At 67.5% G+C, this 21,420-nt stretch carries 19 protein-coding genes and 4 tRNA genes; 17 read left to right on the top strand and 6 right to left on the bottom strand.

Annotated elements, in window-relative coordinates; all coding sequences use genetic code 11:
* Window positions 1-47: 47 nt before the first annotated feature.
* Both ABB22_RS13745 and ABB22_RS13750 read right to left on the bottom strand, forming a co-directional pair.
* Window positions 48-124, bottom strand: a tRNA-Asn gene (locus tag ABB22_RS13745).
* 165 nt (window positions 125-289) lie between these two features.
* Window positions 290-910 carry a GspH/FimT family pseudopilin gene (locus ABB22_RS13750; protein WP_152984184.1) on the bottom strand — a complete coding sequence of 207 codons (621 nt, stop codon included), beginning with the start codon at window positions 908-910 and terminating at the stop codon, window positions 290-292.
* 84 nt (window positions 911-994) lie between these two features.
* Between ABB22_RS13750 and uvrB the strand changes: the two genes are divergently transcribed.
* The 12 genes from uvrB to ABB22_RS13810 all read left to right on the top strand — a co-directional run bounded on the left by uvrB (window position 995) and on the right by ABB22_RS13810 (window position 12,620).
* Window positions 995-3,010 carry an excinuclease ABC subunit UvrB gene (uvrB, locus tag ABB22_RS13755; RefSeq protein ID WP_055770382.1) on the top strand — a complete coding sequence of 672 codons (2,016 nt, stop codon included), beginning with the start codon at window positions 995-997 and terminating at the stop codon, window positions 3,008-3,010.
* Between the two features lie 147 nt (window positions 3,011-3,157).
* Window positions 3,158-3,232 (top strand) — tRNA-Val (locus ABB22_RS13760).
* A 429-nt stretch (window positions 3,233-3,661) separates the two neighbouring features.
* The gene (thrS, locus tag ABB22_RS13765; RefSeq protein ID WP_055769965.1) at window positions 3,662-5,566 is read left to right on the top strand and encodes a threonine--tRNA ligase; all 1,905 of its coding nucleotides are present in this window, start codon (window positions 3,662-3,664) and stop codon (window positions 5,564-5,566) included.
* Window positions 5,567-5,632: 66 nt separating this feature from the next.
* Window positions 5,633-6,157, top strand: a complete 525-nt coding sequence (infC, locus tag ABB22_RS13770; protein WP_235504317.1) for a translation initiation factor IF-3 — start codon at window positions 5,633-5,635, stop codon at window positions 6,155-6,157.
* Between the two features lie 284 nt (window positions 6,158-6,441).
* Window positions 6,442-6,639, top strand: coding sequence for a 50S ribosomal protein L35 (gene rpmI, locus ABB22_RS13775; protein ID WP_055769959.1), 198 nt, complete (start codon window positions 6,442-6,444; stop codon window positions 6,637-6,639).
* A gap of 11 nt (window positions 6,640-6,650) precedes the next feature.
* Complete coding sequence (gene rplT, locus ABB22_RS13780) at window positions 6,651-7,010, top strand: 50S ribosomal protein L20 (RefSeq protein WP_055769956.1); 360 nt, start codon at window positions 6,651-6,653, stop codon at window positions 7,008-7,010.
* Between the two features lie 194 nt (window positions 7,011-7,204).
* Entirely contained in the window at window positions 7,205-8,200 is a 996-nt protein-coding gene (locus tag ABB22_RS13785; RefSeq protein ID WP_055769953.1) for a phenylalanine--tRNA ligase subunit alpha, read from the top strand.
* A 78-nt stretch (window positions 8,201-8,278) separates the two neighbouring features.
* The gene (pheT, locus tag ABB22_RS13790; RefSeq protein ID WP_055769950.1) at window positions 8,279-10,660 is read left to right on the top strand and encodes a phenylalanine--tRNA ligase subunit beta; all 2,382 of its coding nucleotides are present in this window, start codon (window positions 8,279-8,281) and stop codon (window positions 10,658-10,660) included.
* A gap of 23 nt (window positions 10,661-10,683) precedes the next feature.
* Complete coding sequence (locus ABB22_RS13795) at window positions 10,684-10,983, top strand: integration host factor subunit alpha (RefSeq protein ID WP_054657702.1); 300 nt, start codon at window positions 10,684-10,686, stop codon at window positions 10,981-10,983.
* Complete coding sequence (locus ABB22_RS13800; protein ID WP_055769947.1) at window positions 10,964-11,320, top strand: MerR family transcriptional regulator; 357 nt, start codon at window positions 10,964-10,966, stop codon at window positions 11,318-11,320. The genes ABB22_RS13795 and ABB22_RS13800 overlap by 20 nt, the downstream gene beginning before the upstream one ends.
* 66 nt (window positions 11,321-11,386) lie before the next feature.
* Window positions 11,387-11,463: transfer RNA gene (locus ABB22_RS13805), tRNA-Pro, on the top strand.
* 134 nt (window positions 11,464-11,597) lie between these two features.
* Complete coding sequence (locus tag ABB22_RS13810) at window positions 11,598-12,620, top strand: TraB/GumN family protein (RefSeq protein ID WP_055769944.1); 1,023 nt, start codon at window positions 11,598-11,600, stop codon at window positions 12,618-12,620.
* A gap of 13 nt (window positions 12,621-12,633) precedes the next feature.
* Here ABB22_RS13810 and ABB22_RS13815 read toward each other — a convergent pair whose 3' ends face one another.
* The gene (locus ABB22_RS13815; RefSeq protein ID WP_055769942.1) at window positions 12,634-13,677 is read right to left on the bottom strand and encodes a 4Fe-4S dicluster domain-containing protein; all 1,044 of its coding nucleotides are present in this window, start codon (window positions 13,675-13,677) and stop codon (window positions 12,634-12,636) included.
* A 65-nt stretch (window positions 13,678-13,742) separates the two neighbouring features.
* Window positions 13,743-14,030 carry a hypothetical protein gene (locus tag ABB22_RS13820; protein ID WP_055769940.1) on the bottom strand — a complete coding sequence of 96 codons (288 nt, stop codon included), beginning with the start codon at window positions 14,028-14,030 and terminating at the stop codon, window positions 13,743-13,745.
* A 187-nt stretch (window positions 14,031-14,217) separates the two neighbouring features.
* Between ABB22_RS13820 and ABB22_RS13825 the strand changes: the two genes are divergently transcribed.
* From ABB22_RS13825 to ABB22_RS13845, 5 genes are all read left to right on the top strand, one after another.
* Window positions 14,218-14,634, top strand: coding sequence for a group III truncated hemoglobin (locus tag ABB22_RS13825; RefSeq protein ID WP_055769938.1), 417 nt, complete (start codon window positions 14,218-14,220; stop codon window positions 14,632-14,634).
* Window positions 14,635-14,754: 120 nt separating this feature from the next.
* A complete protein-coding gene (hemN, locus tag ABB22_RS13830) occupies window positions 14,755-16,164 on the top strand; it encodes an oxygen-independent coproporphyrinogen III oxidase (protein WP_055770380.1) in 1,410 nt (469 codons plus the stop codon).
* Between the two features lie 187 nt (window positions 16,165-16,351).
* Window positions 16,352-16,438: transfer RNA gene (locus tag ABB22_RS13835), tRNA-Leu, on the top strand.
* A 22-nt stretch (window positions 16,439-16,460) separates the two neighbouring features.
* On the top strand, window positions 16,461-17,750 hold the full coding sequence (locus ABB22_RS13840; protein WP_055769936.1) for a nucleotide sugar dehydrogenase: 1,290 nt from the start codon (window positions 16,461-16,463) through the stop codon (window positions 17,748-17,750).
* Window positions 17,751-17,780: 30 nt separating this feature from the next.
* A complete protein-coding gene (locus ABB22_RS13845; RefSeq protein ID WP_055769935.1) occupies window positions 17,781-19,403 on the top strand; it encodes an FMN-binding glutamate synthase family protein in 1,623 nt (540 codons plus the stop codon).
* 264 nt (window positions 19,404-19,667) lie between these two features.
* On the opposite strand, the gene ABB22_RS13850 is transcribed toward ABB22_RS13845, so the two are convergent.
* A complete protein-coding gene (locus tag ABB22_RS13850) occupies window positions 19,668-20,915 on the bottom strand; it encodes a TIGR03862 family flavoprotein (protein WP_055769932.1) in 1,248 nt (415 codons plus the stop codon).
* Window positions 20,899-21,330, bottom strand: a complete 432-nt coding sequence (locus tag ABB22_RS13855; RefSeq protein WP_055769930.1) for an FKBP-type peptidyl-prolyl cis-trans isomerase — start codon at window positions 21,328-21,330, stop codon at window positions 20,899-20,901. Before ABB22_RS13855 ends, ABB22_RS13850 begins: the two co-directional genes overlap by 17 nt.
* Window positions 21,331-21,420 lie beyond the last annotated feature (90 nt).

Raw genomic sequence — 21,420 nt, forward strand, 5'->3', positions numbered from 1 at the left:
ACAAACAAAAACCCCCGCGACATCATCGCGGGGGTTTTTGTTTGTACTGGCGCCCGAAGTTGGACTCGAACCAACGACCCCCTGATTAACAGTCAAGTGCTCTAACCGGCTGAGCTATTCGGGCGGGAGGCGAATTCTAAGCATGGGGTGGGCGGGATGCAAGCCCCTGGCCGGACGCCGGTGGTGTGGCGGATGGGATGAGGGGCTTGATCCATTACTGCAGCCGCACGGCAGCTGCCTTCCCGGGGTGGTGGGGCTGATATGGCGGGGCATGTGGATGGTCTTGTCCTCACATGGGGCAGGAGGTTGGGTGGACAGGGCGGGTGCTGCGTATTCGCCCGGTGTTGTTCACGATCACGGAGCCGAGCAGTTCGCCGCGCATGTTGCAGATGGAAATGGTCAGGTTGCTGCCGGCACTGCGGCCATCGGGAAGGTAGCGGGCCTGCTGCCTTCCCGCGCTGCTGGTCAATCGAAGGTGTCGCGACACGGAAGTGTTGTCCGCGCGCACGATGTCCTTCGGGCGGTCAGGGCGGCGATTGCCGTCGCGGTCCAGGAACAGCAGCAGGCCACCGCTCCAGTCGGTGCCTGCATTGCAGGTGGCGCCATCGGTGGAGGGGCAAAGCACGGTATGGCTGGAGTGGGTAATGGCGGTCAGGCGGGCGGCCGAAAGGTGGGCGACCAGTGCGTTGGACGCGCTGATGGCGCGCTGTCGTTCAATCAGTCCGGCCATGGAGGGAGCTGCGACAGCGGCCACGATGGCCAGGATGCCGATGCCGGCCAGGAGCTCGATGAGGCTAATGCCTGATGGCTTGTCTGCAGGCAGTGTCCTTGCCATGGCTTCGGCCCTCATGCTGGATGTCGTGACCTGGAATCGTCGCTGCCGCGGTTCCATGGGGATATCGGTGACCACGCCATCACACCTGTGGGCATCACCCTCAGCCGGCCGTCATCCAGGCGGTGGCTATACTTGCCGGTCCATACCGCGCATGCCGCCATGTCCGACAGATTCCAGCTCGTATCGCCCTATTCGCCGTCAGGCGACCAGCCGGCCGCCATCGAGAAACTCGTCGCCAACTTCGAGGCGGGCATCGCCAAGCAGACGCTGCTGGGCGTTACGGGGTCGGGCAAGACCTACACCATCGCCAACGTGGTACAGCAGATCCAGCGGCCGACCCTGGTGATGGCGCCGAACAAGACGCTGGCGGCGCAGCTCTATGGCGAATTCAAGTCGTTCTTCCCGCACAACGCGGTGGAGTACTTCGTCAGCTACTACGATTACTACCAGCCCGAGGCCTACGTGCCCGCGTCGGACACCTTCATCGAGAAGGACAGTTCGATCAACGAGCACATCGAGCAGATGCGGCTTGCGGCGACCAAGACCCTGCTGTCGCGACCGGATGCGATCGTGGTGGCGACGGTGTCTGCGATCTATGGCCTCGGCGCGCCCGAGGATTACCTGTCGCTGCGCCTGATCCTGTCCAAGGGCGAGCGCATCGACCAGCGCGACCTGATCAACCACCTGACCCAGCTGCAGTACACGCGCAACGAATACGAGCTGCAGCGCGGCACTTTCCGAGTGCGCGGCGAGGTGATCGACGTGTTTCCCGCCGAGCTGGACAGCGAGGCGGTGCGCATCGAGCTGTTCGATGGCGAGGTCGAGCAGCTGAGCATGTTCGATCCGCTCACCGGCGAGAGTCTGCGCAGGATGCAGCGCTACACGATCTACCCGAAGACCCACTACGCCACCACGCGCGAACGGGTGCTGGCGGCGATCGAGACGATCAAAGTCGAACTGAAGGAGCGACTGGAACTGCTGTACGCGGAGAACAAGCTGGTCGAGGCGCAACGCCTGGCGCAGCGTACCCAGTTCGATCTGGAGATGATGGCCGAGGTCGGCTACTGCAACGGCATCGAGAACTACTCGCGGCACCTGACCGGCAAGGCCGCGGGCGAGCCGCCGCCGACCCTGTTCGACTACCTGCCCGCCGATGCGCTGCTGGTGATCGACGAATCGCACGTGACCATCCCGCAGATCGGCGCGATGTACAAGGGCGACCGGTCGCGCAAGGAAACGCTGGTGGAGTTCGGCTTCCGCCTGCCGTCGGCGCTGGACAACCGTCCGTTGCGCTTCGAGGAGTGGGAGGCGCGCTCGCCGCGCAGCATCTATGTGTCGGCTACGCCCGGGCCTTATGAGCTGCGCGAATCGGGCGATGAGATCACCGAGCTGGTGGTGCGCCCGACCGGCCTGATCGACCCGCAGGTCGAAATCCGCCCGGTGGGTACCCAGGTCGATGACCTGATGAGCGAATGCAACGAGCGCATCAGGATGGGCGATCGCGTCCTGGTCACCACCTTGACCAAGCGCATGGCCGAGAACCTCACCGAGTACCTCGGCGAGCATGGCATCCGCGTGCGCTACCTGCATTCGGACGTGGACACGGTCGAGCGCGTGGAGATCATCCGCGACCTTCGCCTGGGCAAGTTCGACGTGCTGGTCGGCATCAACCTGCTGCGGGAGGGCCTGGACATGCCCGAAGTCTCGCTGGTGGCGATCCTGGATGCGGACAAGGAGGGCTTCCTGCGTTCGACCGGCTCGCTGATCCAGACCATCGGCCGAGCCGCCCGCAACCTGCGCGGCAAGGCGATCCTCTATGCCGACAGGATCACCCGTTCGATGCAGGCGGCCATCGACGAGACCGACCGCCGCCGGCAGAAGCAGGTCGAGTACAACGAAGCGCATGGCATCGTGCCCAAGTCGGTGGCGCGGCCGATCACCGACATCCTCGAGGGTGCGCATGAGGAGGGTTCGGCCAGGGGCGGTGGCAAGGGCAAGGCCCGTCGTGTGGCCGAGCCGGAGGCCGACTACAGGGCGCTCGATCCGGCCCAGGCCGCTGCCCGCATCAAGGTGCTGGAGCAGCAGATGTACCAGCATGCGCGCGACCTGGAGTTCGAGGATGCGGCACGGGTACGCGACCAGATCCACCGGCTCAAGGAGGCGAGCCTCGGCTGATGAGGCGGGGCTTGCCGGAGTTGTTCTGGGGAGAAAAGAGCGGCGGCGAGGGGCGATGTGAAAATTTTTCCAGAAACCTGTTGCTCTCACCCTGATCGCTGGACTAAGATACGCGCCCTCGCAACGAGCAATTGATTGCGACGCGAAGGGCGGTTAGCTCAGCGGTAGAGCACTACCTTGACATGGTAGGGGTCACAGGTTCGAACCCTGTACCGCCCACCACTCCGGTAAGGAGTGGATCAATGACCCGGCAGATGCCGGGTTTTTTGTTTTCGCCATCCAGGGTTGGGTGGCGCGCCGGCAGGCGATGGCGAAGGCCGCTCCCGATGGTTTTTCATGCCCCGTTCCCGGCCGGTGGTCCGCGACGCTCGCCGCCTGGCCGGCGAAACGGCGCTCGAGCGCGGATGGAGGCGAAACGGCCGCGATTGGTTTACCATCGTGCCCGACCTCCTTCCGGAAAAGGTGGCCCGCGGAAACGCCGGCCGAGCGTGCGACATGAGCACTACCCACTCCTGACGCCAGATCACGCCACGGCCCTGCAGCAGGCGCCTTCGTGGCGCTTTTTTATTGCCCCAGTTCCCCCGGCGGCGCGCCGCCGCATCGCGCGCTCCGCGACCCGCCACACCGGCGGGCCATGACCCAGGTGAAGCCATGATCAACATCACTCTCCCCGACGGCAGTGTCCGTCAGTTCGAAAACCCGGTCAGCGTCATGGACGTGGCCCAATCCATCGGTGCCGGCCTGGCCAAGGCCACCATCGCCGGTGCGGTCGATGGCGTGCTGGTCGACGCCAGCGATGTCATCGACCATGACGCCGCGCTGCGCATCATCACCGCCAAGGACGAGGAGGGCGTGGAGATCATCCGCCACTCCTGCGCCCACCTGGTCGGCCACGCCGTCAAGCAGCTGTACCCGGACGTGAAGATGGTCATCGGCCCGGTCATCGCCGAAGGCTTCTATTACGACATCTACTCCGAGCGTCCGTTCACGCCGGAGGACATGGCGGCGATCGAGAAGCGCATGGGCGAGCTGATCGCGCAGGACTACGATGTCATCAAGAAGATGACGCCGCGCGCGGAGGTGGTCGAGATCTTCAGGGCGCGCGGCGAGGACTACAAGCTGCGCCTGATCGAGGACATGTCTGACGACATCCAGGCCATGGGCATGTACTACCACCAGGAATACGTGGACATGTGCCGCGGTCCGCACGTACCCAACACGCGTTTCCTCAAGGCGTTCAAGTTGACCCGCATCTCCGGCGCCTACTGGCGCGGCGACGCGAAGAACGAGCAGCTGCAGCGCATCTACGGCACGGCCTGGGCCGACAAGAAGCAGCTCGAGGCCTACATCAAGCGCATCGAGGAAGCCGAGATGCGCGACCACCGCCGCATCGGCAAGCAGCAGGAGCTGTTCCACCTGCAGGAAGAGGCTCCCGGCCTGGTGTTCTGGCACCCGAAGGGCTGGGCGCTGTGGCAGGTGGTCGAACAGTACGTGCGCCGCGTCTACCGCAGCAGCGGCTATGGCGAAGTGCGCTGCCCGCAGATCCTGGACGTGAGCCTGTGGAAGAAGTCCGGCCACTGGGACAACTACCAGGACAACATGTTCTTCACCGAGTCGGAGAAGCGCACCTACGCGGTCAAGCCGATGAACTGCCCGGGTCATATCCAGGTGTTCAACCAGGGCCTGCACAGCTATCGCGACCTGCCGATCCGCTACGGCGAGTTCGGCGCCTGCCACCGCAACGAGCCCTCCGGCGCGCTGCACGGCATCCTGCGCGTGCGTGGCTTCACCCAGGACGATGGCCACGTGTTCTGCACCGAGGAGCAGGTGGAGTCCGAGGTCCGCGCCTTCCACGCGCAGGCGCTGAAGGTGTATGCCGATTTCGGCTTCGAGGACATCCAGATCAAGATCGCGCTGCGCCCGGAATCGCGCCTGGGCGATGACGCCACCTGGGACAAGGCCGAGGACGCCCTGCGGTCGGCGCTGTCCAGCTGCGGCGTGGAATGGCAGGAGCTCCCGGGCGAGGGTGCCTTCTACGGCCCGAAGATCGAGTACCACCTTAAGGACGCCATCGGCCGTACCTGGCAGCTGGGTACCATGCAGGTGGACTTCATGATGCCGGGTCGCCTGGGCGCCGAATACGTCGACGAAAACAGCCAGAAACGGCATCCGGTGATGCTGCACCGGGCCATCGTGGGCTCCATGGAGCGCTTCATCGGCATCCTGATCGAGCACCACGCCGGCGCGTTCCCGGCCTGGCTGGCGCCGGTGCAGGTGGTGGTGGCCAATATCACCGACGCCCAGGCTGAATACGTTCAGCAGGTCCGTCAAACCCTTGCGGAGCAAGGGTTCCGGGTCAGCGCCGATTTGCGGAACGAGAAGATCGGCTATAAGATTCGCGAGCATACGCTGCAGCGTGTGCCGTATCTGCTGGTCGTCGGCGACCGCGAGAAGGAGAACGGCGCGGTGGCGGTACGCACCCGTTCGGGCGAGGATCTGGGCAGCATGTCGCTCCAGGCCTTCATCGAACGCCTGCAGGCGGAACACAGGCAGTAAGCATCCAGCCCCGGCCCCCGCGGACGCTCCGTCGGGGCCGGTTCGATTCCATCCGGAGATTGCAATATCAGTACCCTTGACACCAAGCAGAATCGTCGCAACCACGAAATCCGCGTGCCGCGCGTGCGCGTGATCGGCAGCGACGGTGAAATGATCGGCGTGTTGTCGCGCGACGAAGCGCTGTCGATGGCCGAGGATGAGGGCCTGGACCTGGTCGAGATCCAGCCTCAGGCCGATCCGCCGGTCTGCAAGATCATGGACTTCGGCAAGTTCAAGTTCGAGCAGCAGAAGAAGGCCAACGAGGCCAAGAAGAAGAGCAAGCAGGTCGAGATCAAGGAAGTGAAGTTCCGTCCGGTCACGGACGAGGGCGACTACCAGATCAAGCTGCGCAAGATGCGCGGATTCCTCGAGGAAGGCGACAAGGTCAAAGTCAACATCCGCTTCCGTGGCCGTGAAATGAGCCACCAGGAGCTGGGTCGCGAGATGGCCGGCCGCATCGAGGCGGACTTGGGTGAGGACATCGTGATCGAATCGCGCCCGCGCCTCGAAGGCCGGCAGATGGTCATGATGATCGCGCCGAAGAAGAAGTAAGGCCGTCGCGGCCAAGGCCGCTGCCTTGCTGGACGGGGAGCGGCATCATGCCGGCTCCCCGTTCCGCGTTCATGTGCCTGCCTGTCCGGTCGCCTGCGATTGCAAGTGCCCGGATCCGCGGGCATAATGGGCGGCCCGGTTCGCCGGGCTTGTTGTTTGCATCACCTACAGGACCTGCCTGTCTCCATCGGGAGCGCAGGCTTCAAGCAGGCAAGGGCAAGGATGGAAAGCGTGGCTCCGGCCACCGCCCCGGCCAGTAAAAAGAGACCATCAAGGACATAGCAATGCCCAAGATCAAGACCAACCGGGCGGCGGCCAAGCGTTTCCGCAAGACCGCTTCCGGCAAGTACAAGGCTGGCCACGCCAACCGTAGCCACATCCTCACCAAGAAGGCGACCAAGCGGAAGCGTAACCTGCGTCAGGCGAATCACGTCCGCGCAGAAGACGCAGGCCGTCTGGACCGCATGCTGCCCTACCTCTGAGGAACTGAACCATGGCACGAGTTAAGCGTGGTGTGCAGGCGCGTCGCCGCCACAAGAAAATCATCAGCCAGGCGAAGGGCTACTACAACGCCCGCCGCAAGGTTTTCCGCGTCGCCAAGCAGGCGGTCATCAAGGCTCAGCAGTACGCCTACATCGGCCGCAAGCAGAAGAAGCGCAATTTCCGTTCGCTGTGGATCACCCGCATCAATGCGGCTGCCCGCATCAACGGCATGAGCTACAGCCGTTTCATGAACGGCCTGCTCAAGGCTGGCATCACCCTGGACCGCAAGGTGCTGGCGGACATCGCCGTGCACGACGCGGCGGGTTTTGCCGCGCTGGCCGAGAAGGCCAAGGGCGCGCTGGCGGCATAAGTCCTTCTCCTGCCGGCGCGGTTCACCCGCGGCGGTGGTGAATGAGACAATGCATGGGGAAGGGCGCAAGTCCTTCCCCATTTCTTTTGGGGCCGGCCCGGGCATCGCCGATGCGATCGGGTCGACCGGCGGTGCGGCGGGGGTCGGCCCGGCGTGGACCGTACGAGGCAAGCCGATCCGAGGTCCGTCGATCCATGAGTGACATCCAATCCCTGACCGCACAGGCGCTGGCCGACGTGGCCGCGGCGCAGAATCCGGAAACGCTGGAAAACCTGCGCGTCGCCCTGCTGGGCAAGAACGGCAGCATCACCGCGCAGCTCAAGCAGCTGGGCGGCCTGCCCGCCGACGAGCGCAAGGCGGCCGGCGAGGCGATCAACCGCGCGCGGGACGAGGTGTCCGGCGCCCTGGGCGAGCGCAAGGCGCTGCTGGAAAACGCGGCCCTGGATGCGCGCCTGGCGTCCGAACGCATCGACGTCACCCTGCCGGGGCGCGATGGCGGACGCGGCGGCCTGCACCCGGTCACGCGTACGCTGGAGCGCATCACCGAGATCTTCGGCCGTCTGGGCTACGAGCTCTCCGAGGGCCCGGAGATCGAGGACGACTGGCACAACTTCGAGGCGCTGAACTTCCCGCCGCACCATCCGGCGCGCGCCATGCACGACACCTTCTATTTCGGCGACGGCCGCCTGCTGCGCACGCATACCTCCGGTGTGCAGGTGCGCTACATGGACGACCACCGCCCGCCGCTGCGCATGATCGCCGCCGGCAAGGTCTACCGCAGCGACAGCGATCAGACCCACTCGCCGATGTTCCACCAGGTCGAGGGCCTGCTGGTGGACGAGCATTCGACCTTCGCCGACCTCAAGGGCACCCTGAGCGAGTTCGTGCGCGCGTTCTTCGAGCGCGATTTCGAAATGCGCTTCCGCCCGAGCTATTTCCCGTTCGTGGAGCCGGGCGCGGAAGTGGACATCGCCTGGCAGCAGCCCGACGGCAGCACCCGCTGGCTGGAAGTGCTGGGCTGCGGCATGGTGCACCCGAACGTGCTGCGCAACTGCGGCATCGACCCGGAGCGCTACACCGGCTTCGCCTTCGGGCTGGGCGTGGAGCGCTTCGCGATGCTGCGCTATGGCGTGAACGACCTGCGCGCGTTCTTCGACAACGACGTGCGTTTCCTGCGCCAGTTCGCGTAAGCCGCGGCACGGCGGCAGGGTTCCCCACAGGCATACACACGGCGGGCGATGCAGGCCCGCACAACGGATCGAGCAACGATGAAATTCTCCGAAAGCTGGCTGCGCAGCCATGTCCCCACCGATGCCCCGCGCGAGGAGCTGAGCGCGGTGCTGACCGCCATCGGCCTGGAGGTCGAAGACGTCACCGCGCTGGGCGACGGGCTGGACAAGGTGGTGGTGGCGCGCATCGTCGAGGCCGTGCGCCATCCGGAGGCCGACCGCCTGCAGGTATGCAGGGTCGACGCCGGCCAAGGCGAGCTGCTGCAGATCGTCTGCGGCGCGCCGAACGCCCGCCCGGGCCTGGTCGCGCCGCTGGCGATGGTCGGTGCGCAGATCGGCGAACTGAGGATCAAGCCGGCCAAGCTGCGCGGCGTGGAATCCAACGGCATGCTGTGCTCGGCCAAGGAACTGGGCCTGGACAATGATGCCTCCGGCCTGCTGGAGCTGCCGGACGACGCGCCGGTGGGTGTGGCGCTGATAGAGTACCTGGGCCTGCCCGACGCCAGCATCGAGATCAAGCTCACCCCCAACCGTGCCGACTGCTTCAGCGTGCGCGGCATCGCTTTCGACGTCGCCGCCGCTACCCGCAGCGAAGTGAAGCCGTTCGCCGCCGACGCCGTGCCGGCGCAGGGCGCGCGCGAACTGGCCATCGCACTGGATGCTGGCGCCGAAGCGCCGCGTTACCTCGGCCGTGTGATCGAAGGCGTCAACGCCGCGGCGGCGACGCCGCTGTGGATGGCCGAGCGCCTGCGCCGCAGTGGCGTGCGGCCGGTATCGCTGCTGGTGGACATCACCCAGTACGTGATGCTGGAGCTGGGCCAGCCGATGCACGCCTACGACCTGGATACGCTCAAGGGCGGCATCGCCGTGCGCCGCTCGCGCGCCGGCGAAACCCTGAAGCTGCTCGATGGCCGCGACGCCGCGCTGGACGACAGCTTCCTGCTGATCACCGATGCCGACCGCCCGGTCGGCCTGGCCGGCCTGATGGGCGGTTTCGACACCCGTGTCACCGACGCGACCACCAATGTTTTCCTCGAGGCCGCGCACTTCGCGCCGGCCGCGATCATGGGCCGCGGCCGCAAACTGGGCCTGCATACCGATGCCGGCCACCGTTTCGAGCGCGGCGTCGATCCGCAGCTGCCGCGTACGGCCATCGAATACGCCACCCGTCTGGTGCTGGACCTGGCCGGCGGCGTGCCGGCGCCGGTCACCGAGGCCGTGCGCGAGGCCGATCTGCCGCTGGCGGCGACGATCCTGCTGCGGCGTACGCGCATCGCGCGCGTGCTGGGCATCCAGATCGCCGATGCCGAGGTCGAGCGCATCCTGCGCGCGCTGGGCATGGATGTGGTCGCAGCCGCCGAGGGCTGGAACGTCACCGCGCCGAGCCGTCGCTTCGACATCGCCATCGAGGAAGACCTGATCGAGGAGCTGGCACGCATCCACGGCTACGAGACGATCCCGACCACGCTGCCGGGCGGCGCGGCGCGCATCGCGATGCCGAGCGAAACCCGCCTGGACGACCTGAGCGTGCGGCGCCAGCTGGTGGCGCGCGACATGCTGGAGACCATCAATTACGCCTTCGTCGACGCGCAGCTGCTCGACCAGTGGGCGTTGACGGACGGGCGCGTCGCGCTGGCCAACCCGCTGTCGGCCGAACTGGCGGTGATGCGGCCAATGCTGCTGCCCGGGCTGGTGGCGACGCTGGGCCGCAATGTCGCACGCCAGGCGGGCCGCGTGCGCCTGTTCGAACTGGGGCGCGTGTTCGCGCAGCAGGCCGGCGAAGCCGGGCAGGCACCGCAGGAAACCGTGCGCGTGGCCGCGGCGGTCTGCGGCGATGCGGCGGCGCTGCAGTGGGGCGGGAAGGCGCGCAAGGTCGATTTCCATGACCTGAAGGGCGACCTGCAGTCGCTGGCCGCCGCGTCCGGCGCGCAGCTGGAGTTCCGCGTGGCGCAGCATCCGTTCGCGCATCCGGCGCGTTCGGCCGACGTCTGGCGCGATGGCCGGCGCATCGGCTGGATCGGCCAGCTGCACCCGCGCCTGGCTGCGGCGATGGAGATCGACGTGGAAGTACTGGCGTTCGAGCTGGACCTGGAGCCGCTGGCGGCGCGCCTGTTGCCGCGCGCTGGCGAGCTGTCGCGGTTCCCCGCGGTGCGTCGCGATCTGGCCTTGATGGTGGCCGAGCCGGTCGAATGGGGTGCGCTGTCGGCGACGATCCGCCAGGTCGCGGGCAGCCTGCTGCGCGAGGTCGTGCTGTTCGACCGTTACGTCGGCCAGGGGGTCGAACCCGGATTCAAGAGTCTGGCTATGGGCTTGATTTTGCAGGAGACCTCGCGCACTCTGACGGACCGCGACGTGGACGCCGTGGTCGCCTCCGTGGTGGCTGCCGTCGAGCATGAACACGGCGCCAGGATCCGGGGTTGAAGCGGAAGTAACAGGGAACAGGCATGGCATTGACCAAGGCGGAGATGGCCGACCGGTTGTTCGACGAGGTCGGCTTGAACAAGCGCGAGGCCAAGGAGTTCGTCGATGCATTCTTCGACGTGCTGCGCGATGCATTGGAACAGGGACGCCAGGTGAAGCTGTCCGGTTTCGGCAATTTCGACCTGCGGCGCAAGAACCAGCGCCCGGGCCGCAATCCCAAGACCGGGGAGGAGATTCCGATTTCCGCCCGCACGGTGGTCACCTTCCGTCCGGGCCAGAAGCTCAAGGAGCGGGTGGAGGCATATGCTGGATCCGGGCAGTAACCGCGAACTTCCGCCGATTCCGGCCAAGCGCTACTTCACCATCGGTGAGGTCAGCGAGCTGTGCGACGTCAAGCCGCACGTGCTGCGCTACTGGGAAACCGAATTCCCCAGCCTGGAGCCGGCCAAGCGCCGCGGCAACCGTCGTTACTACCAGCGCCACGACGTGCTGATGGTGCGGCAGATCCGCGGCCTGCTGTACGAACAGGGCTACACCATCGGCGGCGCCCGCCTGCGCCTGGAAGGCGAGGGCGCGCGGCAGGAGTCGGCGCTGAGCAACCAGATCATCAAGCAGGTCCGCATGGAGCTGGAAGAAGTGCTGCAACTGCTGCGTCGTTGACCGTTTCCACGGCAATACGCGTATAATCACCGGCTCGCCACCACGGTGGCGGCATGCAGTAACGATCGGGGCGTAGCGCAGCCTGGTAGCGCATCTGCCTGGGGGGCAGAGGGTCGTCGGTTCGAATCCGGCCGTCCCGACCAATTACTGCTGTAAGACAAGGGCTTGCGCTTGAAGCGCAGGCCCTTTCTGTTTCCGGTCGCGGCGAACGATCCGCTAACGCGGGCGCGCCTGGAACCGGTTAAGGTCGCGCCTTTCCCACGAGGCAGGGACGGTCATGCGGGTTGCGAAATGGAGTTTGCCGGCGGTTCTGTGGCTCGTGCTTCTGTCGCCCTCGTACGCCACTGCACCGCCCGCCGGGACGGAGGATGCGGCAGGTGCGGTGCCGATCCGCGATCTGGAAACCCTGGTGGTACACGGCGTGCAGCCCGGGCCGGGGTTGTGGAAGGTAAGCAAGGACGGCCATGTGCTGTGGATCCTGGGGACGGCGTCGCCGCTGCCCGGTCGGATCCAGTGGCAGTCGGCCGAGGTGGAGGCGATTGTCGCGCGCTCGCAGCAGGTGTTGCTGCCTCCTTCGTTGTCCTTCGACGCCGACGTTGGATTCTTCGGCATGCTCGCGCTGGCGCCAGCCGCGTGGAAGGCGATGCGCAACGAGGATGGCGCGAAGCTGGAGGACGTATTGCCGCCGGCGCTATATACCCGCTGGCAGGTGCAGAAGCGCCGGTACCTTGGCCGCGACGGCGGGGTCGAGCGCAAGCGGCCGATGATCGCCGCGAACGAGTTGTACGCGGCGGCGATCAAGTCGGCCGGCCTCGGGCAGAAGCCGGTCGTCTGGCCGGTCGTGCAGAAGGCGGCCAAGGCGGCGGGCATCAAGCCGACTTCGACGACGCTGAAGTTCGAGATCGACGATCCGAAGGCGGCGATCCGCGAGTTCCGCACGGGTGGATTCGACGATGTGGCCTGTTTCGAGCACAAACTCGCTTCGGTGGAACACGACATGCCCCGGCTGGTGGAGCGGGCCAATGCCTGGGCGGTCGGCGATATCGCGGCATTGCGCGACCTGCCGCTGGAAGACGCCGATGGTGCTTGCCTGCGTGCCCTCGCCGAATCCGGCTTTGCCCGCAATCGTGGCTATGGCGATCTGCGGGAGCGGGGGCGCGGACACTGGATGGCGATCGCCGAGGAGGCGCTGCGCCGCAACCGCGAGACGTTCGCGCTGTTGCCGGTCGATGGCCTGCTGGCCGCAGACGGCTACCTGGCCCGGCTGCAGGCACGGGGCTACGAGGTCGAAGCTCCCTGACGCGGGTGGCGCTTCATCCGGCTGCCAGCAGGCCGGCCATGGCCAGTGCGAGGAACAGCAGCGTCAATGTGCCGAACAGCAATGGCCGGGTGCGCAAGGTGACGGGCGCACGCTGCTCGATGCGGGCGCTGCTGGTGCGCAGGATCAGCCCTGCGGGGAATCCGCTGCGGGCCATGGTGTCGTCGCAGGCATCCACGCAGGCGCTGCACTCGATGCAGGAGCCGGTGCTGCCGTTGCGGATGTCCAGGCCGATCGGGCAGGCGAGGAGGCAGGCATCGCAATCGGTGCAGTCGCCGAGATGGGCGTCGCTGAAGGTCGGGCGCGGGCCGGCGCTGGCGGGGTGCGCGGCGCGGAATACGTAGTCGCGCGCGGTCACCGGGTCCAGCAGGCCGCGTGCGCGCTGCATCACGCTGCCGCCACCAGCCGGGCGTGCGCCGCGTGGTTCGCCGCGCCGCGCGTCATAGTGGATCGATGGCGTGAAGGCATCGGTGAGCCAGGGCTGCACGCGGCTGTACGGGCACAGGTAGGTGCACACCCGTTCGTGCAGGAACAACACGTTGGCCCAGGTGGCAAATGCGTAGAAGGCGATCCAGAACGCTTCCCAGCGGCCCAGCGCCAATGCAGGCAAGCCGGTGACGAGCCCTTCGACCGGCGAGAAGTAGCCGACGAAGGTGATGCCGGTCCACAGCGCGATCGCCGCCCACAGCGCATGTCGCAGCACCGGCTCGATCCTTGCGCCGGCCAGGCCATTGAGCGTGGTGATGCGCTGCAATGCGCGGTGCAGCCGCGTCAGCACGGTCTGTGGGCAGGCGTATGCGCACCACAGCCGGCCGTACAGGCTGGTTACCAGGCAGAGTGCGGCCAGCGCGGCCAATGCCAGCCACAGCATCGGCAGGACGGCGTCCATGCGCAGGTCCAGGCCGAAGAAACGGATATGGCGCGCTTCGATGTCGAACAGCAGCAGCGCAGCGCCACGCCAGCGCAGCCATGGCAGGCCGTAGAACAACCCCAGCATCGCCGCCAGCACCAGCCATTGCAGGAGGTGGCGCCGGTTCATTGGCGCCTGTCGCGCAGGTGCGGCGGGATGCGCGGCCGGGGAGTAAACGGGGCGATGGATGTTGCTCATTCCAGCGGCGGCTCGTCGCCGTCGCCCGGAGAGCGCAGCAGCAGGGCGGTCACGCTGCAGGCGGAGAGCGTGCCCAGCCAGGCAAGGAAGAAGCCGGCGGTATAGCCGAGGCCGCGGCTGATGCCATGGCGCGGGAAGCCGATGCGCTGCAGGTCCAGCGGATCGAAGAAGGCGAAGAACAGCACCGACGCGACCACCGCGACGAAGAAGCTCGGCCACAGCACCGCCCCCAGCTGCTGTAGAGGGGGGCGTCGCGTACGGGGCGAAGTGTCGAGGTCGATCATGGTGGCGGCGGACGCGGAGCTGGCAGGCGTACAATCGGTGCTTGCCGCCTCGCCGGGGCGGCGCTGAAGGCAAGGGCGAACTTGCTGTCAGCCTAGGCAGCCCGGAAGCGGGCGGCCTTGATCTGGATCAAGCCACGCCCGGAAGCGGTTCGGCAGAATGCGGGGCAGGGCGAGGAGTTTTGCAGCGATGAACGACGAACGCCTGCCGCAGCCGGCGGCGGACCTGTGCAGCGAGGAGGAGATCGATCGCCTTGTGCGGCGCTTCTACGGGCGCGTGCGCGAGGACGACCTGCTCGGGCCGGTATTCGAGACCCATGTCCACGACTGGGAAGCGCATATGCGCCACCTGGTCGATTTCTGGTCGGCGCTGCTGCGCGGCACGCGCCGCTTCCAGGGCGCGCCGATGCAGAAGCACATGGTGATCGACGAACTGCGCGAGGAACTGTTCGAGCGCTGGCTGCTGCTGTTCCGGCAGACCACCGCCGAACTGGGCAACGTGCCGATGCAGCGGCTGGCCGACGATGCCGCCGAGCGCATCGCGGGCAACTTCTGGCGGCGCTTCCAGATGTCGCGCTGGCCTACGCTGCAGGTACTGGGGCAGTAGCCGGCATGCAGGCAGCGGCTTTTGCCGCTGTCCTCCCTCGTTCCCCGCTACTGCCAACTCCCTCCTGCTCCATTGATCTGGCTCAAGGCGGCCGCATGCGGCATGCGGCAGGCTGTGCGCATGGACACGACCACCGCATTGCCCGACCCGCTGGGCTGGACCTTCGATCCGGACATCCTGCGCCGCCATGACCGGCCCGGGCCGCGCTATACCTCCTATCCCACCGCGCCGCATTTCCACGATGGCTACGGCGCAGGGCAGTTCCACGCGGCCATCGCGCGCAGCAATGCCTCGACGCGCCCGCTCTCGCTGTACGTGCACGTGCCGTACTGCACCAGCCCCTGTTTCTACTGCGGCTGCAACCGCGTCATCAGCCGCGACCGCAGCAAGGGCGCGCCGTATGTCGATCGCGTGCTGGCCGAGGCGGATCGCGTGGCGCCCCTGTTCACGTCGGAACGGGAGGTCATTCAGCTGCATTTCGGCGGCGGTACGCCGAACTTCCTCGATCCGGAGCAGCTGTCGCGGCTGGTCGAAGGACTGCGCCGGCGCTTCCGTTTCAGCGAGGACGCGGGGCGCGATTTTTCCATCGAACTGGACCCGCGCTTTGTCTCGCCTGCCGACATCGCGGTGCTCGCGCAGCTGGGCTTCAACCGCGCCAGCCTCGGCGTGCAGGATTTCGACCCGGCGGTGCAGCAGGCGATCAACCGCGTGCAGGGCGTGGACGAAACCCTGGCGATCATCGAGGCCTGCCGCGGCAATGGCCTGCGCTCGGTCAACGTCGACCTGATCTACGGCCTGCCGAAGCAGACCCGGGAAGGCTTCGCGCGCACACTGGAAACCGTGCTGGCAGTGCGCCCGGACCGGCTGGCGATCTATGGCTATGCGCACATGCCGCACCTGTTCAAGGCGCAGCGGCAGATCGTCGATGCCGACCTGCCCGACGCCGAGCGCAAGCTCGCGCTGCTGGGCCTGGCCGTGGAACGCCTGTCGGCGGCCGGCTACCAGTACATCGGCATGGATCACTTCGCGCTGCCGGAAGAAGACCTGTCGCGCGCGCAGCGCGCCGGCAGCCTGCACCGCAACTTCATGGGCTACACCACCCATGCGGACACCGACCTGCTGGGCCTGGGCGTGAGCGCGATCAGCAGGATCGACAACAGCTACAGCCAGAACCCGCGCGACCTGAATGACTGGGAGGCGCGGATCGACGCAGGCGGCCTGCCGGTATGGCGTGGGCTGGAACTGGACGCCGACGACCTGCTGCGCGCCGAGCTGATCCAGCAGCTGATGTGCCATGGCCGCGTGGACGGACATGCCCTGGCCGCGCGCCATGGCGTCGATTTCGAGCAGTACTTCGCTGCCGAACTGGTGGCGCTGCGGCATCTGGCTGCCGACGGGCTGGCCCGCTACCGCGATGGCGTCGTCGCCGCTACCCGGCAGGGGCGGCCGCTGCTGCGCCTGGTCGCCATGTGCTTCGACCGCTACCTGCAGGCCCCGCAGCAGCCGGCGCGCTATTCGAGGGCGATCTGACCGGCCTTGCTGCCGTGCGTGGGAGCGACTCCAGTCGTGACGGGGCTTTCGTGCGGATGCTACCGCCAAAGCCCCGGTTTCCTGCGCGGTTAGCCCGGCAAGGCCGGTCGCGATTGCAGTTGCTCCTGCAGGAGATGTGGCCAGATCGGATTCACAAGCGCGCGCCGATCAGGCACGCTATCGCGATGCCCGGATGGCGAAACTGGTAGACGCATCGGACTTAAAATCCGCCGGGGGCAACCCCATGCCGGTTCGATTCCGGCTCCGGGCACCAGCATGCAACCTCGAGGGATGGGATGAGCGCCGATATTTCCGCAGCCAGCGCGCCGCGCATCGCCATCATCGGCCTGGGCTACGTCGGTCTGCCGCTTGCGGTCGAGTTCGGCAGGACGCTGGACACGCTCGGCTACGACATCGACGCCGCGCGCGTGGCCGAGCTGCGCGATGGCCATGACCGCACGCTGGAACTGGATGCCGCCGAACTGGCCGCCGCCACCTGCCTGCGCTACTGCGCCGATGCGGCGGAGCTGGCGCAGTGCAATGTGTTCATCGTTACCGTGCCGACGCCCATCGACGCCTGGGAGCAGCCGGACCTGGAGCCGCTGCGCGGTGCCAGCCAGCTGATCGCCGGCGTGCTCAAGCGTGGCGACCTGGTGATCTACGAATCCACGGTCTATCCCGGCACCACCGAGGAAGTCTGCGTGCCGCTGCTGGAGCAGGGCTCGGGCCTGCGCTTCAACCAGGATTTCTGGTGCGGCTACAGTCCGGAGCGGATCAACCCTGGCGACCGCCAGCGGCGCCTGCCGGACATTCGCAAGATCACCTCCGGCTCCACGCCGGAAGCGGCCGAGGTGGTGGACGGGCTGTACCGGCGCATCATCGCCGCCGGCACCTGGCGCGCGCCGTCGCTGCGCGTGGCCGAGGCGGCCAAGGTGGTGGAGAACATCCAGCGCGACGTGAACATCGCCCTGGTCAACGAGCTGGCGCTGATCTTCGACCGGCTCGGCATCGACACGCTGGACGTGCTCGAAGCGGCCGGCACCAAGTGGAACTTCCTGCCGTTCCGGCCGGGCATGGTCGGAGGCCACTGCATCGGCGTGGACCCGTATTACCTGCTGCACAAATCCGAGAGCGTGGGCTACCACCCTGACCTGATCCACACAGCGCGGCAGGTCAACAACCGCGTGGTCGCGCACGTGGTCGGGCGCGTGGACGCGTTGCTGGCCGGCAAGGGCAAGCCGCTGCGCGGCGCCCGGGTGCTGGTGCTGGGCGTGACCTTCAAGGAAGACTGCCCGGACCTGCGCAACAGCCGTGCGCTGGACCTGGCGCGGCTGCTGGCCGGGCAGGGCGCGGCGGTCGATGCCTTCGATCCCTGGGCCGATCCGGCCGAGGCCGAGCGCGAATCGGGCCTGAAACTGGTCGATGCCCCGGCCCCGGCGCATTACGACGCGGTGGTGCTGGCGGTGGCGCACCGCCAGTTCCGCGAACTCGATGCCGCGCGGATACGCGCGCTGGGCGTGGCGGACATGGTGGTCTACGACGTCAAGTCGGCGTGGCCGCGGCACGTGGTGGACGACCGGTTGTAGAATCCGCCATTCCCGGTCGCGAGGACGGCAATGCATCGTTATCTGGTCTATGTACTGGCACTGGTCCTGTTGCCGGTGTCGCTGGCGCTGGCGGACCGTTGGCCCGCCTGGTACTGGGGCGTCGGCCTGTTCGGCGCGATGGCCCTGCTCGGCACCTGGGACGTGCTGCAGCGGCGCAGCGTGCTGCGGCGCAATTACCCGGTGCTGGCGCACTTCCGCTACGGCTTCGAGTCCATCGGCCCGGAAATCCGCCAGTACTTCGTGCAGAGCGACCTGGAGGACGTGCCGTTCTCGCGCCAGCAGCGGCAGCTGGTCTACCAGCGCGCGCGCAACGTGATGGACGTGGTGCCGTTCGGTACGCTGCGCAGCACCTATGCGGTGGATTACGAGTGGATCAACCATTCGATGGCGCCGACCAGCATCCCGCACCACGATTTCCGCGTGGTGATCGGCGCGGACTGCGCGCGGCCGTATTCGGCCAGCGTGTTCAACATCTCGGCGATGAGCTTCGGCTCGCTGTCGGCCAACGCCATCCGCGCCCTGAACAAGGGCGCGAAGATGGGCGGCTTCTACCATGACACCGGCGAAGGCTCGATCTCGCCTTATCACCGCGAGAACGGTGGCGACCTGGTGTGGGAGATCGGCTCGGGGTACTTCGGTTGCCGCGACGAGCAGGGCCGTTTCAGCGAGGAGCGTTTCGTCGAGAACGCCAACCACGACCAGGTCAAGATGATCGAGATCAAGCTGTCGCAGGGCGCCAAGCCCGGCCACGGCGGCGTGCTGCCCGCGGCCAAGGTCAGCGCGGAGATTTCCGTTACCCGCGGCGTTCCGATGGGCGTGGACTGCGTGTCGCCGTCGCGGCACTCGGCGTTCTCCACCCCGGTGGAACTGCTGCAGTTCGTCGCCCGCCTGCGCGAGCTGTCCGGCGGCAAGCCGACAGGCTTCAAGCTTGCCATCGGCCATCCGTGGGAATGGTTCGGCATCGCCAAGGCCATGCACGAGACCGGGCTGCTGCCGGACTTCATCGTGGTCGATGGCGCCGAAGGCGGCACCGGCGCATCGCCGGCCGAGTTCATCGACCACGTCGGCGTGCCGATGAACGAAGCGCTGATCCTGGTGCACAACACGCTGGTGGGCCTGGACCTGCGTGAGCGCATCCGCATCGGCGCGGCCGGCAAGGTGACCAGCGCCTTCGACATCGCGCGCACCCTCGCGCTGGGCGCGGACTGGTGCAACGCCGGGCGCGGCTTCATGTTCGCGCTGGGCTGCATCCAGTCGCTGAGCTGCCACAACGACAAGTGCCCGACCGGCATCGCCACCCAGGACCCGAGCCGCTGGCGCCACCTCGATCCGACCGACAAGGCCGAGCGGGTGCGCAATTTCCACGAGAACACCCTGCGCGCGCTGCGCGACCTGCTGGGCGCGGCCGGGCTGAACGATCCTGCCGAACTCGGTCCCGAGCACATCCTGCGCAGGGTGTCGCCGATCGAGATCCGTTCGATGGCGACGCTGTACCGCTACCTGTCGCCGGGCGAACTGCTCGACCGGGTGCCGGGCCATGCGGTGTTCCGCGAATACTGGGCCGACGCGCGCAGTGATTCGTTCGCACCGCCGCCGCGCATCGAGGCGCTACGCGGAACCAAGTTGCACTGAAGCCCGGTCTGCCCATCGTCATGTAGAGCGGGGCGCAGCCCTGCTGGGGCATTACCGGCCAAACCCCGCCGGGCGTTGCCCGGCGCTACAGAGCCTCGCCGCGTTGTAGAACGGGGCAACGCCCCGCTGGGGCATTCCCGGCCCGGCCCCACCGGGCGTTGCCCGGCGCTATAGAACGCCGGCTTGTAGAGCGGGGCAACGCCCCGCTGGGGTTTCCCCGGAAAAGCCCCGTGCGGAGCACGCTTCCCGCCTAAGCGGATGTGTTCACCGCAGCCACTCGACCACGCCTTCGGCCGCACGCAATGCGCTGGCGTAGCAGGCGGTAAGCAGGTAGCCGCCGGTCGGCGCCTCCCAGTCCAGCATCTCGCCGGCGCAGAAGACGCCCGGCAGGGCGTGCAGCATCAGTCCCGCATCCGTCGCTTCCAGGCGCACGCCGCCGGCGGTGCTGATGGTCTCGGCCATCGGCCGCGGCCGCAACAGGCGCAGCGGCAGGTGCTTGAGCGTGCGCGCCACCGTGTCGAGGTCGTTGCCGGCGTCCTTGCCGAGAATCTCGAACACCAGCGCGGCCTTGGCCGCGTCGATGCCGGTGGCGCGGCGCAGGTGTTCGCCGAAGCTGCGCCCCTTGCGTGGGCGCGACAGGTCGGCGCGCAGGCGCGCTTCGTCGCGGCCGGGCACCAGGTCCAGTTCCAGCAGCGCATGACCATCGCGGTTGATGGTTTCGCGCAGGTCGGCGGCGATGGCGTAGACCAGGCTGCCTTCGATGCCGTATTCGCTGGCCACGCATTCGCCCTGCAACTGCAGCGGCGTGCCGTGCAGATCCCGACAGTGCGCGACGACCGGCTTGAGCGGGCTGCCGGCATGGCGCTGGCGGAAATGTCCGCTCCAGTCGATGTCGAAGCCGCAGTTGGCTGGCTGCAGGGGAGCCATGTCCACGCCGCGCGCGCGCAGTGCTTCCGCCCAGGCGCCATCGGAACCGAGTTCCGGCCAGCTGCCACCGCCCAAGGCCAGCACGGTGGCGTCGGCGGTCACGGTGGCTTCGCCTTCGCCGGTCTGCATGCGCAGCGAGCCGTCGCCGTTCCAGCCCAGCCAGCGATGCTGGACGTGGAAGCGCACACCCTGTTCCTTCAGCCGCCGCACCCAGCCGCGCAGCAGCGGTGCGGCCTTGCGGTCCAGCGGGAACACACGGCCGGAACTGCCGACATAGGTGTCCACGCCCAGGCCCTGAGCCCAGCGGCGCAGGGCGTCGGCGTCGAAGCCGTCCAGCCAGCTGGCGACCTCCGCCGCGCGTTCGCGGTAGCGGCTGTCGAACTGCGGGCGCGGTTCGGAGTGGGTGAGGTTCAGGCCGCCCTTGCCGGCGATCAGGAACTTGCGCCCCGGCGAGCCCTTGGCTTCGTACAGGTCGACCGACAGGCCCGCCGCGCGCAGGCGCTCGGCAGCGAACAGCCCCGCGGGGCCGCCGCCGATCACCGCGACGCGCTTGGCCACGGCGCCGGGCTCAGCGCGGCTGGACATCGAGCAGTTCGACGTCGAACACCAGCGAGGAGCCGGGCGGGATCGGGCCGGCGCGGCGGTCGCCGTAGCCGTAGTCGGCCGGGATCATCAGCGTGCGCTTGCCGCCGACCTTCATGCCGGCCACGCCCTCGTCCCAGCCGCGGATGACCTGCTTCTCGCCCAGGTTGAAGGTGAACGGCTCGCCGCGGTCGAGCGAACTGTCGAATTTCTCGCCGTGTTTGTCGGCCGTGCGCTCGTCGTAGATCCAGCCGGTGTAGTGCACGGTGACCTTGGTGCCGGGGACCGCCTCGGCGCCGGTACCCGGCACGCTGTCGATGCGCTCGAAGGCGGCGATGCTGCCTCCCGGCGGCGGGCCGGGCGGGGTGCAGGCGGCAATGGACAGGGACAACAGCAAGGGGACGAGCAGGCGACGCATGGCGGCTCCAGGGGTGAGTTCCCGCACAACGGATGTGCGGCGCTCGGGTAAGGGGTCCACGACAGGAACCGGGACGCGGACATGCCCGGT

Source organism: Stenotrophomonas nitritireducens (genome assembly GCF_001431425.1).
Lineage (GTDB): Bacteria > Pseudomonadota > Gammaproteobacteria > Xanthomonadales > Xanthomonadaceae > Stenotrophomonas > Stenotrophomonas nitritireducens.